Below are 17,107 nucleotides of genomic sequence, written 5' to 3'. Positions count from 1 at the left end.
TTTGGGCGTCCTGTGGTGTGGTCCTGCCGTGCACGGTCCGGACGGTGTGATGGCGTCGAGAGATCGAATCCGCGCTGCACCTTCCATCCACCCCCCGCCCGGCCGTGAGGCCGGGCAGCGCCGACCCGCCCCCCTGGGGCGGCGCTTATGCGCCACCCCGCGGGACGGCGCTGCCCTCTGCGGTGACCTTGAGGGGGAAGCCATCTGCACGCAGCCACTGCCTCATTCCGCCACGGCATCCCGCACGCCCGTGCCAAGAACCGAAGGCTTTTCTCCGCCCGCTCTTGCACCTCGCGCAAAAGCTGAGACGATCCCCGGATCACGCCACCTGCGGGAATCGCGGTGGCCGCGCGCCCGGCGCGCCGACAGAAAGAAAGCCCAAGGCCCCATGAGTGCCCAATCCACAGCCAACCCCGATGCCCCGATGACCGCCGCCTCCGGAAACCGTCTCACGCCCTACGAGATCATGGAAAAGCTCGTGTCTTTTCCCACCGTCAGCCGCGACAGCAACCTGCCGCTGATCGACTGGGTCGAGGACTACCTCAAACAGAACGGCGTCCCCACCTACCGGCACCTGCACCCCGATCAGCCCAAGGCCGGGCTCTGGGCCCACGCGGGACCGATGGAAGAGGGCGGGCTCGTGCTCTCGGGCCATACCGACGTGGTGCCGGTGGACGGTCAGGAGTGGTCGTCCGAGCCTTTCACGGTCGACACCCGGGACGGCAAGTACTACGGCCGGGGCTGCGCCGACATGAAGAGCTTCGACGCGCTCGCCATCTGGGCGGTGGTTGAGGCGCAGCACCGCGGGATCACGCGTCCGCTGCAGGTGGCGCTGACCTATGACGAGGAAGTGGGCCTGCTCGGGGCCGATCCGCTAATCCGCGACGCCGAGGGCAAGTTCCCAAAGGCCTCCGCCGCGATCATCGGGGAGCCGACGATGATGCAGGCCGTGACCGGCCACAAGGGCGGGCTGGCCTTCGACGTCCACATGCGCGGCTACGAGGTGCATTCCTCCATGTCCCACAAGGGCGTCAGCGCGATCATGGAAGCGGCCAAGATCATCGAATGGGCCAACGAGATGAACGCGGCCTCTGCCGCCGCCACCCCGGGCCCCAAGGCCGCGCCCTTCGATCCGGCCTGGACCAACGTCCATGTCGGCACCATCGAGGGCGGCACGGCGCATAACATCACCGCCAAGGACTGCCGCTTCGTGCTCTCCTTCCGGATCGTGCCCGGCGACACCCACGAGCAGTGGGAAACCGCCTTCCGCGCCAAGGTGGCCGAGGTCGAGGCCGGCATGAAGGCGATCCATCCGGATGCGGGCATCACCCTGACCAAGAAGTTCGGCGGCCCCGGCCTCGTGCCCGAGGACGCAGGCGAGGCAGAGGCCTTCGTGCGCCGGATCACCGGCGACAACGGCACCCACGTGGTCAGCTACGGGACCGAGGCGGGCTACTTCCAGCGCCACGGCTTCTCGGCCGTGGTCTGCGGACCGGGCGACATCGCGCAGGCCCACCAGCCCGACGAATTCATCACCATCGACCAGTTCAACGCGGGCCACGCCTTCATGGAGCGCCTGCTGGACAGCCTTTCGGAAGGATAAGACCATGCCAGTGAAGAACCGTTTTGCCGAGCTTCTGCCCGAGATCACCGAATGGCGCCGTGACCTGCACGAGAACCCCGAGATCCTCTTCGAGACCCACCGCACCTCGGCGCTGGTCGAGGAGAAGCTGAAGGCCTTTGGCTGTGACGAGGTGGTCACCGGCATCGGGCGCACCGGCGTCGTGGGCGTGATCCGCGGCAAGACCGACACCTCGGGCAAGGTCATCGGCCTGCGCGCCGACATGGACGCGCTGCCGATCCACGAACAGACCGGGCTGGACTATGCCTCCAAGACGCCCGGGGCGATGCATGCCTGCGGCCATGACGGCCACACCGCCATGCTGCTCGGCGCGGCCAAGTACCTGGCCGAGACCCGCAACTTCGACGGCACCGCCATCATCATCTTCCAGCCCGCAGAGGAAGGCGGCGGCGGCGGCCGCGAGATGTGCGAAGACGGGATGATGGAGAAATTCGGCATCCAGGAAGTCTATGGCATGCACAACTGGCCAGGGATCCCGCTGGGCCAGTTCGCGATCCGTCCCGGTGCCTTCTTCGCCGCTACCGACCAGTTCGAGATCAAGGTCGTGGGCCGTGGCGGCCACGGTGCCAAGCCGCACCAGACCGTCGATCCCGTGGTCGCCTCCGCCCATATGGTGAGCGCCCTGCAGAGCATCGCCAGCCGCAATGCCGATCCGGTCGACGAGATCGTCGTCTCCGTCACCTCGATCGAGAGCTCGTCCAAGGCGTTCAACGTGATCCCGGCCTTCGTCACCCTGCGCGGGACGATCCGCACCATGACGAAAGCCGCGCGCGAGCTGGCCGAGACCCGGCTGAAGGCGATCGCCACCGGGGCGGCCGCCACCTTCGACGCCGAGGCCGAGATCAAGTGGCTGCCGGGCTATCCGGCGATGGTGAACAGCGAGGAGCAGACCGCCTTCGCCGCCTCCGTGGCCGAGAAGGTCGCGGGCAGCTGCGAGGCGAATGCGCCGATCACCATGGGCGGCGAGGATTTCGCCTACATGCTGGAGGAGCGCCCGGGCGCCTATATCCTCGTGGGCAATGGCGACAGCGCGGACGTGCACAACCCGAACTACAACTTCAACGATGAAGCGATCCCGGCAGGCTGTTCCTGGTGGGCGGGCATCATCGAGGAGCGGATGCCGGCGGCCTGATCGGGGCCCGGTTCAGAGGTTGAAAGGGCGCGGGACCTGCCGGTGTCGCGTCCAAGAATCTTGGAAGTTTATTTCGAAAATTCCTGGCAAAATTCTTCGAAGAATTTTGGGCGCGCTGCGGGGACCGTGGCGCGTTTTTCCTATGTGGTCAGGGGGCGCTGCCCCCGGCCCCGGAGGGGCCTCCCCCGGGATATTTTCGGCAAGAAAATGGAGGGGTCAGCCGCGGTGGACGGCGAGGTTTTCGCCGGCCCAGAGGCGTTCGTAGATCTCGGCCACGCCGTCGGCTTCGCGCTGGATCGAGTGTTCGGCGGCGGCCAGGGCGCGGCCCTTGGCGCCCATCTCCTCGATCTTCGCGGGGTCGGCAAGCAGGCGGGCTACGGCCTGGGCCGGGGCCTCCACGTCACCGGGCGGCACGATGAGGCCGGTGGTCTCTCCGGCGGAGAACTGGCGGTAGTAGCCGGTGTCGGAGCAGACGAAGGGCGTGCCCGCCGCCATGCCCTCGACCGGCACGACGCCGAAGGGTTCGTAGCGCGCCACGTTCACCACGAGGGAGAGGGCGGGCATCAGGGCGAGCTGGTCTTCGTGGCTGACGAAGCCGGGGAAGAGGATGCGCTCGGTGAGGCCTGCCTTGGCGACGCGGTCCTTGAGGTCCTTGAGGAAGGCCTCTTCCGAGGGTTTGGCCATGCCCATGACGAGCGCCGTGACATCCGGGTCCTGCTGGCAGACCTTGATCATTGCATCGACGAAGATGTCGGTGCCCTTCTCGGGGCGGACGCGGCCGATGATGGCGACGCCCTTCTTGCCGCCATAGGGCAGCGCGGCCCAGGCGGCGGCGCGGTCCGGGACCGGCTTGAACTGCTCGAGGTCGACGCCGTGGGACAGGGTGGCGGCCACGGCGGGGAAGAAGCTGGCAGCTTCCTCCGAGGTGGCGACCACGGCATCCATGCGCGAGATCAGCCAGCGGGGGAAGGCGGAGTGCCGGTGCCGAGCGGCGGAGGTGAAGACCGTCTTGATCGGCAGGCGCAGCACGTCGCGCGCCCAGAGGGCCGAGATCATCTCGGGGTCGCGGCGCACGTGCCAGATGGCGAAGGGACGGCCCGCGGGGGGCGTCTTGCTGAGGCGGCGCGCCTCGGCCGGGGTGATCGGCGCGGGCAGGCCCGCGAGCGGCAGCGGATGGCCGACGAGGGCGAGGCGGTAGCGCTTGAGGTGGGTCAGCGCCATGCGCGCGGCGGTGGAGGAGACGCCGGTGAACCGCTTGTTGTAATTGGTGACGAAAACTTCGGGCGTCTCGGTCATGGCTGCGGATCCTTCTGCGGCGCGAGGGCGCGGATGCGGCGGGCGATCTCCTGCGGGCGGGCCGCGGCGCTGCGGACCCAGTCGCGGGCCCGGGCGCCCCTCTCGGTGGCTCCCTCTAGCAGGGGGGCGAGGGCGGCGGCAAGGGCGGGGGGCTCGGGCGCGACAAGCTGCGCACCGCCGGCGGCAGTCAGCGCGGTGTAGAGCTCCTCGGCGTTGGCGACATAGGGGCCGGAGAGGATGGCGCAGCCCGCCTGCGCCGGTTCCACCGGGTTATGGCCGCCGATGTTGTCGAGGAGCGAGCCGCCCATGAAGGCCACCGGCGCCGCGGAGAACCACAGGCCCATCTCGCCAAGCGTATCGGCGAGGAAGACCTGATCGCGTGGGCCGGGCAGCGCGTCTGCGGAGCGGGTGGAATGGCTAAGGTCCCGGGCGGTGATCAGCGCGGCCACCTCCTGTGCCCGGTCGGGATGGCGCGGGGCGAGGAGGAGCAGCGCCTCGGGGTGATCGGCCTGAAGCGCCTTGTGGGTGTCGAGGAGGATCTCCTCCTCACCCGGATGGGTCGAGGCGGCAACCCAGAGCGGGCGATGGCCGATGGCGGTGGTGAGCGCGGCGAGCGCCTGCGGGTCGACCTTGAGCGGGGAGGCGGCGGTCTTGAGCGAGCCGGTGACCTCGATCTGGGCGGGATCGGCGCCGAGCGCCTCCATCCGGGTCTTGGTGCCTGCGTCCTGCGCGAGGATCAGCGCTACGCGGGAGAAGAGCGCCCGGGCGAGGCGCGGGGCGAACCGCTGCCAACCGCGCGCGCTGGAGGCCGAGAGCCGGGCGTTCACCATGGCCAGCGGGATGCCGCGGCGGTGCAGGGTGGCGATCTGGCCAGGCCAGATCTCGCTTTCGGTCAGGACGGCGATGTCGGGGCGCCAGTGGGCGAGGAACCGGGCAAAGACCTGCGGCACGTCGATGGGCGCGAACTGGTGCTGCGCGCGGGCGGGCAGGCGGTCGGCGGCGATCTGGGCCGAGGTGATCGTGGTGGTGGTCAAGAGCGCGTGAAGCGCGGGGTCCTCGGCCAGGGCTGCCTCGATCAGGGGCAGGGCCGAGACCGTTTCGCCGACCGACACGGCATGGACCCAGAGCAGCGGGCCCGCGGGCCGGGGCAGGGTGGCGCGGCCGAAGCGTTCGCTCACGCGGGCGGGATCGCCGCCCTCGCGCAGGTGCTTCTCCGTCAGGCGACGGCGGAGCACGGGGGCGAGAAGGCGGGCGGCGGTGGAATAGAGATGGAAGAGCGGCGGCAGCGCGGCGGGGCGCATGGGCGTCGTCAGCCCCCTGTGTGGCTCATGTGCCGCGACATCTGCCCATCGGGCCGCTGGCGCGAATAGTCGAAATCGTGGCCCTTGGGCTTCAGCCCGATGGCGCGGTGAATCGCGGCCTCCAGCGGCGCGTCATCGCCGGGATGGTTGCGCAGCGCCGGACGCAGGTCGGCCATGTCTTCCTGCCCGAGGCACATGAACAGCTCGCCGGTGCAGGTCATCCGCACGCGGTTGCAGCTTTCGCAGAAGTTATGCGTGAGCGGGGTGATGAAGCCGATCTTCTGGCCGGTCTCCTCAAGCCGCACGTAGCGGGCGGGGCCGCCGGTGCGCTCGGCCAGTTCGGTCAGCGTGTACCGCTCGGCCAGCTGGCGGCGCAGGTCGGTGAGGGGCCAGTACTGGTCCAGCCGGTCCTCGTTGCCGAGGTCGCCCATGGGCATGACCTCGATCCAGGTCAGGTCCATGCCACGGGCGCGGCAGAACTCGGTCAGGGTAAAGAGCTCATCCTCGTTGAAGCCCTTCAGCGCCACGGCGTTCAGCTTGACCTTGAGGCCTGCCTCCTGCGCGGCGTCGAGCCCGCGCATCACCTGCGGCAGGCGGCCCCAGCGGGTCACCTTGGCGAATTTCTCGTCGTCCAGCGTGTCGAGCGAGACATTCACCCGGCGCACGCCCGCGGCGTAGAGGTCCTTGGCGAAGCGGGCCAGCTGCGAGCCATTGGTCGTCAGCGTCAGCTCTTCGAGGTCGCCCGCCTCCAGATGCCGCGCCATGCCGTTGAAGAAGGTCATGATATCGCGGCGCACCAGCGGTTCGCCCCCGGTGATCCGCAGCTTCTTCACGCCCATGCGGATGAAGGTGGAACACATGCGGTCCAGCTCCTCCAGCGTGAGGAGCTCCTTCTTTGGCAGGAAGGTCATGTTCTCGGACATGCAGTAGACGCAGCGGAAATCGCAGCGGTCTGTGACCGAGACGCGCAGGTAGGTGATCGCGCGCTGGAAGGGATCGATGAGGGGCGTGTTCATGGGCGGAAGGTAAGTCCGCCGACGGGCCGGGGCAAGGGCTGTTTCCGCATTGCCGCGGGTGCCGGGCGTGCTAACTTTGCGCCATGATGACACGCTTCCTGATCCTGAGCCCCCTGTTGCTGGCCGCCTGCGCCGGGATGCAGGCCCCCGAGCCGACCGCCCCCGGGGCCATGGAGGCCGCGCCTGTAGAGACCCCTCTAGAGACGGCGGCAGAGGAGATGCCCGCCGATGCGGCCGAAGACGACGCGCTGCCCGGCAGTGACGCGATTGCCCCGGCCGCCGGATCGCTGGGCCGCACCGTGGCCTCTCTGGGTGCGCCGGGCGAGGCGGGGATGTGGCTGAAAACGCCGCTGGTGAAGGCCGAGACGCCGGGACGCATCACCTACGAGGGCAAGACCGCCGATGTGACGTTGATCCCGATCCCCGGCGAGCCGGGCGCAGGGTCGCGGATTTCGCTCTCGGCGATGCAGGCGATCGGGGCGCCGCTGACGGGGCTGCCGACGCTTGAGGTCGCGGCGCGCTAGGCGCTCTCGCCCGACGCTGCGGCTGGAACGATGACCGGCAGCGCGGCAGGCGACCAAAAATCTTCGAAGATTTTTGGGAAGAGTTTTCGAAAACTCTTCCTCGCAGGTGGAGAGGTTTCGCGCCCGGTCCGGGAGCGTGAACGTCACCGTGCAGTCCCCTGATCAGCCGAGGTATTTCGCGGCTTCCTTGCGGGCGAACCCCTTCATCTGGGCGCCGTATTCGGCAAGGAAAGCGCGGACCCGCTCGGCGTCATGCTTGGAGAGATCACGCAGCCACCAGCCCACGGCCTTCTGGATAAACCACTCCCGGTCCGCGACATAGCCTGCGGCCCAGCCGAGGACCCGTTCGCGCGCGGCGGCCTGCGCCGCATCGGGGTGGTTCAGCTTGGCCAGCGGCAGGGTGATGACGAGGGCGGCGCGGCGGCTCCACATGTGGTCTGACACGGTCCAGCCCTCGATCTCGTCGAGGCGGGCGAGATCGGCCATCACGCGCTTCTGTCCGGCGATACAGGCGTGGTCGGCCACGGCCCAGCCGTCAAAGGTGGGCACCCAGCGGCAGATCAGCGCCCAGACGGCCTCGTCAGGACGGATGCGCGCCTGGGTCAGCAGCTTGGCCGCGGCCAGCCGCCCCTCGTGCACATCCGTGTCCCAGAGCGCCTCGGCCAGCGAGAGCCGCTGCTCCAGCGTCAGGGCGCGGCGCCACTCGGTCGTCATGTCGTTGATCACCGGGTTCGCGACGCCCAGATAGCGGCGCGGCACCTTGTGATAGGCCAGCATCTCCTCGGCCTTGCCCGGTTCCGCGTGGAGTTCGAGCAGGGCGAGGGCCTCTTCGGCCGTTCCGGGCAGGGTCATGTGGGGATATTGCCTTCCGCGATACCGGTCTCCGCACCGTTCAGGGTGCGGGTGTTCTTCTCGAGCCAGTAGTCCCGCAGGCCGTCGTCGCCCTTGGTTTCGGCCCAGTTGTGCAGCGTGTCGCGCTCCTCGACATAGTCGAAGAAGGGGATCGAATAGCCGCAGGAGGTCTGCACCATCTCGACCGTCACGTCGTAGATCTGCCGAGCACCGCGTTCCTCGGGGAAGTGCGCGTTCAGCGCCGCCCAGTCGGGATCGTTGCGGTGGATCACCCGCGCGGTGCCGTAGCAGCGCAGGATCAGCGGGCGCTTGGTGAAGGAGCACCACATCAGCGTGATCCGGTTCACCTGTGCCAGATGGCCCGCCGTCTCGTTGCCCGAACCGGTGAGGTTGCGCCACAGGATGCGGTTCGGCCCCAGCACGCGCAGGCTGTCCATGCCCTTGGGCGAGACGTTCACATAGCCCTCCGCCCCGGCGGTGCCGGTGAAGAAGATATGCTGATCCTCGATGAAGGCGCAGTGGGCGTCCTCGATCTCTTTGAACTGCTTGGCCATGGGAGCCTCCGGTCAGGGTCGGTGGGAGCAGGGGGCAGGCCGCCGGGCGCGCCGCTGCGCGCCCGGGTCTTCGCCCGGTTATTCGACCGTGACAGATTTCGCCAGATTGCGCGGCTGGTCAACATCCGTGCCCTTGGCGACGGCGGTGTGATAGGCCAGCAACTGCGCGGGCAGGGCATAGAGGATCGGGGCCAGCTCCGGCGCGACGGTGGGCATCTCGACGCTCTGCCAGACGCCATCCCCGGCCTCGGCGATCCCGGCGGCATCGGAGATCAGCAGCACCTTGCCCGCACGCGCCATGACCTCCTGCATGTTCGAGATCGTCTTGTCGAAAAGCGAATCGCGCGGCGCCATGACGACCACCGGCAGGTGGCTGTCGATCAGCGCGATGGGGCCATGCTTCAGCTCGCCGCTGGCATAGGCCTCGGCGTGGATGTAGCTGAGTTCCTTCATCTTCAGCGCGCCTTCCAGCGCCAGCGGATACATCCGCCCGCGTCCCAGGAAGAGCACGTCGGAGACCTCCGACAGGTCGGCCGAGATGCTTTCGGTCAGGGCATTGCTGTCCATCGCGGCGTTGAAGAGAGCGGGCAGGCCCTGAAGCGCCCCCAGCAGTTCGGTCAGCTTCTCGGCGCTGATGGCGCCGCGCTGCCGCGCGGCCTCCAGCGCGAGGATCAGCAGCACGGTGAGCTGGCAGGAGAAGGCCTTGGTGGAGGCCACGCCGATCTCGGCGCCCGCAAGGATCGGCAAGGCGAGGTCGCTTTCCCGCGCGATCGAGCTTTCGGCCACGTTCACCACCGAGAGGATGCGCGCCGCCTTGCCCTTACAGTAGCGCAGCGCCGCCAGCGTGTCCGCCGTCTCGCCCGATTGCGAAACGAAGAGCGCCAGCGTGCCCTCGGTGATCGGCGGCTCGCGGTAGCGGAATTCCGAGGCGATATCTACTTCGACCGGAAGCTGCGCGATCTGCTCGAACCAGTATTTCGCGGTCAGGCAGGCGTAATAGGCCGTGCCGCAGGCCACCAGCAGCAGGCGGTTCACCTTGGTGAAATCCACGCCCTCGCCGGGCAGGGTGATCGCCGCGCTGTCGGGCGTCAGGTAATGGCGCAGGGCGTCGCCGATGACCTTGGGTTGTTCGGCGATTTCCTTGGCCATGAAGTGCTTGTGCCCGGCCTTGTCGACGCGGGCGCTGTCGATGCGGATCGTCTTGATCTCGCGGTTGGCCAGCTGGCCCGCGGCATCGCGGATCTCGACAGAGCTGCGGGTGACCACGGCCATGTCGCCCTCTTCAAGGTAGGTGATCCGGTCCGTCAGGGGCGCAAGCGCGATGGCGTCGGAGCCCACGAAGTTCTCGCCCACACCATAGCCCACGGCGAGGGGGGAGCCCTTGCGCGCCGCGATCATCAGGTCCTCTTCGCCGTCGAAGAGGAAGAGCAGCCCATAGGCGCCCTCGATCCGGTGCAGCACCTCGGTCACCGCCTCGACCGGGCCCATGCCGCCCTCCATCAGGTGGTTGGCCAGCAGGGCGACAGTTTCGGTGTCGGTCTCTGTCTGGAAGGGGACGCCGGCCTCGGCCAGTTCGGCGCGCAGCTCGCGGAAGTTCTCGATGATCCCGTTGTGCACGACGGCCACGCGGCCCGCGCGGTGCGGATGCGCGTTGGGCACCGTGGGCGCGCCATGGGTGGCCCAGCGGGTGTGCCCGATCCCGGCCTTGCCCGGCAGCGGCTCATGCACCAGCAGGTCGGCGAGGTTCACCAGCTTGCCGACCGCGCGGCGGCGGTCCAGCTTGCCGTGGTTCAGCGTCGCGATGCCCGCACTGTCATAGCCGCGGTATTCCAGCCGACGAAGCGCGTCGAGCAGGAAGGGGGCGGCTTCGTGATTTCCGAGATACCCGATAATTCCGCACATTATTGCGCCTCCTTGGTGGCTTTTGCCTTCCGTGCCTTCAACATTTCGAACAATTTCCGCGCAAAGCCCGGCTTGTTCACCTGCTTGGCCCGCGCAAGGGCAAGGGCGCCCGGTTCCACGTCCTGCGTGATGACCGAGCCCGAGCCCGTCATCGCGTCATCCCCGACCGAGACCGGCGCCACCAGCATGGTGTTCGACCCGATGAAGGCCCGTGCGCCGATCCGCGTCTGGTGCTTGAACACGCCGTCGTAGTTGCAGGTGATCGTGCCCGCGCCGACATTGGTCTCCTCGCCGATCTCGGCGTCGCCGATGTAGCTGAGGTGGTTCACCTTGGCGCCGCGGTCGATCCGGGCCGCCTTGATCTCGACGAAGTTACCGACCTTCACGTCCTCGGCCAGTTCCGCGCCGGGGCGCAGGCGGGCATAGGGGCCGATGACCCCGCCGCGACTGACATGGCAGCCCTCGAGGTGCGAAAACGCGCGGATATGCGCCTCGCTCTCGACGGTGACATCGGAGCCGAAGACGACGTTCGGCTCGATCACCGTGTCGCGGCCCACGACGGTGTCATGGGCAAAGAAGACGGTCTCGGGCGCGGTCAGGGTCACGCCGTCCTCCATCGCCTGCGCCCGGGCGCGGGTCTGGAAGGCGGCTTCGGCCTGCGCCAGTTCGGCGCGGGAGTTGATGCCCATGGTCTCTTCTTCCGGGCAGGCCACGGCGGTGGCCGACAGCCCGCGGGCCCGCGCCAGCCCGACCACGTCGGTCAGGTAGTATTCACCGGCCGCATTCTCGCAGCCGACCGCGTCGATGAGATCGAAGAGCACCTTGGCATCCGCCGCGATCACGCCGGAATTGCAGAGCGTTATGGCGCGTTCCTCCTCCGAGGCGTCCTTGAACTCGACGATCTTCTCCAGCACCTCGCCCTGCATCAGCAGACGGCCGTAGCGGCCCGGATCGGCGGCCTCGAAGCCGAGCACCACCACGTCGTGGCGCAGCCGCGCCTCGGCCATGGCCTCCAGCGTTTCGGGGCGGATGAAGGGGGTGTCGCCGTAGAGCACGAAGACATCGCCCTCGAAACCCTCCAGCGCGGGGCGCGCCTGCGCCACCGCATGGGCCGTGCCGAGCTGCTCTTCCTGCAGCACGCTCACCGCCTCCTCGTCCCAGTCGGAGGCGGCTTTCGCCACCGCCTCGGCCCCGTGGCCGGTGACGATCACCGTGCGCGCGGGCTCCAGCATGGCGCCGGATTTCATTGCGTGGACCAGCAGCGGGGCGCCCGCCACCGGATGCAGAACCTTCGGCAGATCCGAATTCATTCGCGTGCCCTTGCCCGCGGCGAGGATCACCAGCGCCTTCTCCGTCATGACTGCCCTTTTTGCTTTGCGCCTTGTTGGCATCCGTTTTATCGGGATGGGAAACAGGCGCAAGGGCGCCCCCTTCACCTTCCATTGCGGAATGTGTCGGCGGCCCCGCAGGAGGCAGGGCAGATGAAAAGCGTAATCTTCGATCTGGACGGGACACTGGCGGACACCAGCGGCGATCTGCTGGCGGCGGCCAACGCCTGCTTCCGCGGCATCGGCATGGGCGATCTGCTGGGCGCGGGCGACGAATGGGTCGCGGTGCGCGGCGGCCGGGCGATGCTGCGCCTCGGCTTCTCGCGCGCAGGCCGGGCAGAGGACGACGCGGAGATCGACGTGCTTTATCCGCAGCTTCTGTCCCATTATGCCCGCGACATCGACACCCACACCGTGCTCTATCCCGGCGCGATGGAGGCGGTGGAGGCGCTCTTGATGGCGAATTACCGCGTCGGTATCTGCACCAACAAGCCCGAGCATCTCGCCGAGGAGTTGCTGACCCGGCTGGGCGTGCGCGATGCCTTCGCCTCGCTGGTGGGCGCCGACACGCTGACGGTGAAGAAGCCCGACCCCGAGCCGCTTTTCGAGGCGGCGCGCCGCGCCGGCGGAGACCCGCGCATGACCTGCCTCGTGGGCGACAGCGACACCGACCGCAACACCGCGCGGGCGGCGGGCGTGCCCTCGATCCTCGTGACCTTCGGCCCAGAGGGGCAGGGCGAACGGATGCTGGCGCTGGACCCCGAGGCGCTGATCGGCCATTTCGACGAGCTTCCCGGCACGGTGGCGCGGCTTCTGGCCTGATCCGGGCAAACCCTGCTGCGCGCTGCGCGCGGGGGCAGCCAACCGGCACGGGCAGCGGGGCGCAATCGCATTGACGCAGCCCGCCGCAGGAGCCAAGGATGCGCCCATGATCGAGCGTTTCACCGGCAATTTCACCCAGCAGGAGCCGATCCCCGAAGCGGGGATCGAGGCCGCGCTGACTGTCCTGCGCCACGGGCGCCTGCACCGCTACAACACGGCCCCCGGCGAGACCGCCGAGACCGCCCTGCTGGAGCAGGAATTCGCGCAGGCCATGGGGGCGGACTACTGCCTCGCTATGGCCTCGGGCGGGCAGACGCTGGCCACCGCGCTGCGCGCGCTGGAGGTGAAACCGGGCGAGAGGGTGCTGACCAATGCCTTCACGCTGGCGCCCGTGCCCGGCGCGATTGCCTCGCTGGGGGCGGTGCCGCGTTATGTCGGCGTGACCGAGGGGCTGACCATCGACCTCGACGATCTCGAGGTGAAGGTGGGCGACCCGTCGGTGCGCGTCCTGCTGCTGAGCCACATGCGCGGCCATATCTGCGACATGGACCGGCTGATGGCGATCTGCGACGCGGCGGGGGTGAAGGTGATCGAGGATTGCGCCCACACCATGGGGGCGCGCTGGAAGGGGAGGCTCTCGGGGCGTCACGGCGTTTTCGGCTGCTATTCGACCCAGACCTACAAGCACATGAATTCCGGCGAGGGCGGGCTGCTGATCTCGGATGATGACGAGGCCATGGCGCGGGCGATCATCCTCTCGGGCAGCTACATGCTCTACGGTCGTCACCTCGCCGCGCCGCCGGCCGAGGTCTTCGAGCGGGTGAAATACACCACGCCCAATGTCTCGGCCCGGATGGACAACCTGCGCGCCGCGATCCTGCGTCCGCAGGTGCGGGCGCTGACGCAGCAATGCGAGGCCTGGAACGCGCGCTACCGTGTCGTCGAGGACGGCCTGCGGAACACGCCCGGCCTGACGGTGATCGAGCGGCCCGAGGCGGAACACTACGTCGGCTCCTCGATCCAGTTCCTGCTGCTCGACTGGCCGGAGAGCGCCATCGGCGCGGTGCTGGAGCGCTGCGCGGCCCGGGGCGTCGAGCTGAAGTGGTTCGGCGGCGCAGAGCCGGTCGCCTTCACCTCGCGCTACGACAGCTGGCGCTATGCCCCGGTGGAGCCGATGCCCGCGACGGACCGGATCCTGAAGGGGATCATGGACATGCGGCTGCCGCTGACCTTCAGCGTCGAGGATTGCGCCCTGATCGCCCGGATCATCCGCGCCGAAGTGGCAGCGGTGTGGCAGGCCGAGGGGGCTGCGCAGGAGATTTGAGGCCTCCGGCGGGGATATTTGGGAAACGGAAAGGAAGAGGGCTGGCCCTCATCTTTGCGTAACTCCTCCGGGGGTGAATGGGCCGCAGGCCAAGAGGGGGCAGCGCCCCCTCGACCCGCCCGCCGCAGGCGCGGGTCCCCTCAGTCTTTCCAGGTCACCTCGGTGCCGTAGAGCGGCACGGTCGACACCGCCAGCTTGGCGGAACCATCGGTGAGTTCGGCCGCATGGGCGAGGTAGATCAGGGTCTGGTTGCCCTCGTCGTAGATCCGCTTCACCCGCAGGGATTTCAGGATGATCGAGCGCGAGGTGCTGAAGACATCCTCGCCATCCTCGTCGCGGGCGATGGCGCCGATGGTGATCGGGCCGGTCTGGCGGCAGGCGATGGAGGCGTTCGAGGGGTCCTCGAACCAGTTGCCCTTGGACAGCCGGTCGATCAGGCCGCGTTCGAAATAGGCGATATGGCAGGTCACGCCCTCGACCTTGGGATCGGCCACGGCCTCGATCACGATGTCATTGCCGACCCAGTCGACGCCCACTTCGCCGACCTGTTCGGCGTGAAGGGGCGTGGCGAGGGGCAGGAGGCAGAGCAGGGCGAGGCGGCCTGTTCTGAGCGCGGCGGTCTTGAGCATGGATAACGTCCTTCACGGAAACGTCCCGGGCCGAGGCGGCCCGGGTGGGAAGCGCTGGTGGGGCTCCGCCTGCGGGCGGGGAGGCCCCGGCAGACCGGGCTCGGCCCGGGGGATGACGGTGAGGGCCGGCTGTGCGCCCGACCGGCGGGCCTCAGAAGACCAGGCGGCCATGGTCGCCCACGTCGGGCGTGTCACCGGTCATCTTCGCCTTGGCGATCTCATAGAGGAAGCTGGCACCGCCGTCACCGGACCAGACCTCGGCTTCCTCCGGCGTCATGCGAAGCAGGCGCACGGCGCTGTCCTTGCGGCCGTTCTCGAACCAGGCGGAGGCCACGGCGCTCCAGATCTCGTCGAGCTTCTTGGGGTCGTCGGAGACCTCCAGCCGGCCGCGGACGTTGGCGTAGAGGTTGGCGCGGGAATCGGCGACATGGAAGCTGGCCTCGCCGCCCGAGCGGGCCGCGCGGTCGGCGGCCGTGCCTTGGGCGGTGATGAACCAGATCGCGCCGTCCTCGGGATCGGCATGGGGGGCCATCGGGACGGGATGTTCGCCACCGGCGGCCAGCAGGCCCGCGCGGGTGTCCTCAAGTCCTTTCCAGAAATCACTTTTCAGGTCGCGGCTCATGGCTGGGTCCTTTCGTCTTTGCTCTGGTGTCGGTTCGCGGTGACAACGTGTGGCGGCGCTGTCTGTTCCCTCGACCCGCCCCCGGGCCGGGGCGAAGGCGGCGCGATGGCTGTTGACGGGCGGGGCACGCCGTGGTTACTCTATGAACAAGCGTTCATTAATGGGAGGAGGGGCGCGATGTTCACCGCCTCGATGCGTTTCGACCTGGGGGAGGACGTGAATGGGCTGCGCGATGCGGTGCATCGCTGGGCGCAGGAGCGTGTGAAGCCGCTTGCGGCAGAGGTCGACCGGAGCAACGAATTTCCCGCGGCGCTGTGGCGCGAGATGGGGGAGATGGGCCTGCTGGGGGTCACCGTGCCGGAGGAATACGGCGGGGCGGGGATGAGCTATCTCGCCCATACCATCGCGGTGGAGGAGATCGCCCGGGCCTCGGCCAGCGTGTCGCTGTCCTATGGCGCGCATTCCAACCTCTGCGTGAACCAAATCAAGCTGAACGGCACCGAAGAGCAGAAACGCAAGTACCTGCCGGGCCTCGTCTCGGGCGAGCACGTAGGTGCGCTGGCCATGTCGGAGCCGGGCGCTGGGTCGGACGTGGTTTCGATGAAGCTGCGGGCCGAGAAGAAGAACGACCGCTACATCCTGAACGGCAACAAGTACTGGATCACCAACGGCCCGGATGCGGACACGCTGGTGGTCTATGCCAAGACAGATCCGGAGGCGGGCTCCAAGGGGATTACGGCCTTCCTGATCGAGAAGGAGATGGCCGGCTTCTCCACCAGCCCGCATTTCGACAAGCTGGGGATGCGCGGGTCGAACACGGCGGAGCTGATCTTCGAGAACGTCGAAGTGCCCTTCGAGAACGTGCTGGGGGAAGAGGGCAAGGGCGTGCGCGTGCTGATGTCCGGGCTCGACTACGAGCGGGTCGTGCTCTCGGGGATCGGGACGGGGATCATGGCGGCCTGCCTCGACGAGGTCATGCCCTACATGGTCGAGCGCAAGCAGTTCGGCCAGTCGATCGGGAATTTCCAGCTGATGCAGGGCAAGATCGCCGACATGTACACGGCGATGAACTCGGCCCGGGCTTATGTCTACGAGGTGGCCAAGGCCTGTGACCGGGGCGAGGTCACCCGGCAGGATGCGGCGGCCTGCGTGCTCTATGCCAGCGAGGAGGCGATGAAGGTCGCCCACCAGGCGGTGCAGGCCATGGGCGGGGCCGGGTTCCTGGCCGATGCGCCGGTGGCGCGGATCTTCCGCGATGCCAAGCTGATGGAGATCGGCGCGGGCACCTCGGAGATCCGGCGGATGCTGGTCGGCCGCGAGCTGATGAACAGCATGTGATGCACGGCCCGAAACGCAAGACGGGCGCCCCCTGCCAGAGCAGGAGACGCCCGCTGTCCCGCGAGACCGGGCGGTGGTGCAGCCGCCCGGTCCCGGGAAGGTCGAGAAACCGGAAGGAAGGATCAGAAGCGGTGTACGTAGCCCAGGCCCACCACGACCGGGTCGATGTCCGCGGTGCCGATCTTGGCGCCGTCGAGCTTCGCGTCGGTGCTGATCTTGATGTAGCGCACGTCGAAGCGGATCGCGCCGGCGTCCGAGATCATCCAGTCGGCGCCTGCGTTCAGCGCCACGCCCCAGCTGTCTTCGAGGCGGAGTTTGCCGAGCGGGCTCTCTTCGTCGAAGAAGGTGGTGTAGTTCACGCCGATGCCGAGGAACGGCTTGAAGTTCGACGCGGTCGGGAAGTGGTAGTTCAGCGAGAGCGTCGGCGGAAGCTGCTTGGTCTTGCCGGCGTAGGTGCCGCCCAGCTTGATGTCATGGCTGAAGGGCGTCGCGGCCAGCAGCTCGATGCCGACGTTGTCCATCACAAAGTATTCGCCGGTCAGCGACAGCTGGGTGTTGTCGTCGATGGTGACCTTGGCGCCAGCCAGCGTGCCGTTGTCACTCTTCGGGTTCACGTTGGCGATACCGATACCCAGCGTGAAATCGCCTTTCGACTGCGCGGCGGCAGGCGTCGCAAAAGCGGCTGCGGCAGCCGTCAGGGCGAGGGCGGAAATGAGCGTCTTCATGGGGAGTGTCCCTTTGGTCGATTTGATGGGGGCCTTATGCGCCTGCCGGTGAGTCGCCTCCCTGATCCAGATCAAGTTCGTGACGAATTCGTGATGCGCT

General features: G+C 68.2%; 16 protein-coding genes. 6 read left to right on the top strand and 10 right to left on the bottom strand.

The genetic code is table 11. From position 1 onward, the window contains the following. The first annotated feature begins 388 nt into the window (after positions 1 to 388). Both argE and LCM32_RS12005 read left to right on the top strand, forming a co-directional pair. The gene (gene argE, locus LCM32_RS12010) at positions 389 to 1,603 is read left to right on the top strand and encodes an acetylornithine deacetylase (RefSeq protein ID WP_224821309.1); all 1,215 of its coding nucleotides are present in this window, start codon (positions 389 to 391) and stop codon (positions 1,601 to 1,603) included. Positions 1,604 to 1,607: 4 nt separating this feature from the next. Further along, positions 1,608 to 2,774, top strand: a complete 1,167-nt coding sequence (locus LCM32_RS12005; RefSeq protein ID WP_224821308.1) for a M20 aminoacylase family protein — start codon at positions 1,608 to 1,610, stop codon at positions 2,772 to 2,774. Between the two features lie 216 nt (positions 2,775 to 2,990). On the opposite strand, the gene LCM32_RS12000 is transcribed toward LCM32_RS12005, so the two are convergent. The 3 genes from LCM32_RS12000 to moaA are packed head-to-tail and all read right to left on the bottom strand — an operon-like array spanning position 2,991 to position 6,387. Further along, positions 2,991 to 4,070, bottom strand: coding sequence for a glycosyltransferase family 4 protein (locus LCM32_RS12000; protein ID WP_224821307.1), 1,080 nt, complete (start codon positions 4,068 to 4,070; stop codon positions 2,991 to 2,993). Continuing rightward, positions 4,067 to 5,371 (bottom strand): 3-deoxy-D-manno-octulosonic acid transferase, encoded by a 1,305-nt coding sequence (locus tag LCM32_RS11995; protein WP_224821306.1) that lies wholly within the window; start codon positions 5,369 to 5,371, stop codon positions 4,067 to 4,069. The genes LCM32_RS12000 and LCM32_RS11995 overlap by 4 nt, the downstream gene beginning before the upstream one ends. Positions 5,372 to 5,379: 8 nt before the next feature. Continuing rightward, the gene (gene moaA, locus LCM32_RS11990; RefSeq protein WP_224821305.1) at positions 5,380 to 6,387 is read right to left on the bottom strand and encodes a GTP 3',8-cyclase MoaA; all 1,008 of its coding nucleotides are present in this window, start codon (positions 6,385 to 6,387) and stop codon (positions 5,380 to 5,382) included. 83 nt (positions 6,388 to 6,470) lie between these two features. On the opposite strand from moaA, the gene LCM32_RS11985 reads away from it, so the two are divergent. Then, positions 6,471 to 6,911, top strand: coding sequence for a hypothetical protein (locus LCM32_RS11985; RefSeq protein ID WP_224821304.1), 441 nt, complete (start codon positions 6,471 to 6,473; stop codon positions 6,909 to 6,911). Positions 6,912 to 7,073: 162 nt separating this feature from the next. Here the strand turns inward: LCM32_RS11985 and LCM32_RS11980 are convergent, their stop codons facing one another. From LCM32_RS11980 to glmU, 4 genes are all read right to left on the bottom strand, one after another. Next, a complete protein-coding gene (locus tag LCM32_RS11980) occupies positions 7,074 to 7,763 on the bottom strand; it encodes a DNA alkylation repair protein (protein WP_224821303.1) in 690 nt (229 codons plus the stop codon). Next, entirely contained in the window at positions 7,760 to 8,317 is a 558-nt protein-coding gene (locus tag LCM32_RS11975; RefSeq protein WP_224821302.1) for a pyridoxamine 5'-phosphate oxidase family protein, read from the bottom strand. The genes LCM32_RS11980 and LCM32_RS11975 overlap by 4 nt, the downstream gene beginning before the upstream one ends. A 78-nt stretch (positions 8,318 to 8,395) precedes the next feature. Beyond that, a complete protein-coding gene (gene glmS, locus LCM32_RS11970; RefSeq protein WP_224821301.1) occupies positions 8,396 to 10,219 on the bottom strand; it encodes a glutamine--fructose-6-phosphate transaminase (isomerizing) in 1,824 nt (607 codons plus the stop codon). Continuing rightward, positions 10,219 to 11,577, bottom strand: a complete 1,359-nt coding sequence (glmU, locus tag LCM32_RS11965; protein ID WP_224821300.1) for a bifunctional UDP-N-acetylglucosamine diphosphorylase/glucosamine-1-phosphate N-acetyltransferase GlmU — start codon at positions 11,575 to 11,577, stop codon at positions 10,219 to 10,221. The genes glmS and glmU overlap by 1 nt, the downstream gene beginning before the upstream one ends. A 123-nt stretch (positions 11,578 to 11,700) precedes the next feature. Here glmU and LCM32_RS11960 point away from each other — a divergent pair, with 123 nt between their 5' ends. Beyond that, on the top strand, positions 11,701 to 12,369 hold the full coding sequence (locus LCM32_RS11960) for an HAD-IA family hydrolase (RefSeq protein ID WP_224821299.1): 669 nt from the start codon (positions 11,701 to 11,703) through the stop codon (positions 12,367 to 12,369). Between the two features lie 106 nt (positions 12,370 to 12,475). After that, positions 12,476 to 13,693, top strand: coding sequence for a DegT/DnrJ/EryC1/StrS family aminotransferase (locus tag LCM32_RS11955; RefSeq protein WP_224821298.1), 1,218 nt, complete (start codon positions 12,476 to 12,478; stop codon positions 13,691 to 13,693). Positions 13,694 to 13,833: 140 nt separating this feature from the next. Here the strand turns inward: LCM32_RS11955 and LCM32_RS11950 are convergent, their stop codons facing one another. Both LCM32_RS11950 and LCM32_RS11945 read right to left on the bottom strand, forming a co-directional pair. Further along, positions 13,834 to 14,322: a CreA family protein gene (locus LCM32_RS11950; RefSeq protein WP_224821297.1), complete on the bottom strand. Its 489-nt coding sequence runs from the start codon at positions 14,320 to 14,322 to the stop codon at positions 13,834 to 13,836. Between the two features lie 151 nt (positions 14,323 to 14,473). Beyond that, positions 14,474 to 14,944, bottom strand: coding sequence for a pyridoxamine 5'-phosphate oxidase family protein (locus LCM32_RS11945; protein ID WP_224821296.1), 471 nt, complete (start codon positions 14,942 to 14,944; stop codon positions 14,474 to 14,476). Positions 14,945 to 15,121: 177 nt separating this feature from the next. Between LCM32_RS11945 and LCM32_RS11940 the strand changes: the two genes are divergently transcribed. After that, positions 15,122 to 16,282, top strand: coding sequence for an isovaleryl-CoA dehydrogenase (locus tag LCM32_RS11940; RefSeq protein WP_224821295.1), 1,161 nt, complete (start codon positions 15,122 to 15,124; stop codon positions 16,280 to 16,282). Between the two features lie 122 nt (positions 16,283 to 16,404). Here the strand turns inward: LCM32_RS11940 and LCM32_RS11935 are convergent, their stop codons facing one another. Next, complete coding sequence (locus LCM32_RS11935) at positions 16,405 to 17,007, bottom strand: OmpW/AlkL family protein (RefSeq protein ID WP_224821294.1); 603 nt, start codon at positions 17,005 to 17,007, stop codon at positions 16,405 to 16,407. Between the last annotated feature and the right edge of the window lie 100 nt (positions 17,008 to 17,107).

Source organism: Pseudooceanicola nanhaiensis (assembly GCF_020171315.1).
GTDB classification, from domain to species: domain Bacteria; phylum Pseudomonadota; class Alphaproteobacteria; order Rhodobacterales; family Rhodobacteraceae; genus Pseudooceanicola; species Pseudooceanicola nanhaiensis_A.
The sequence above is the reverse complement of the archived record's forward strand: the minus strand, read 5'-3'. Positions and strand labels throughout refer to the sequence as shown.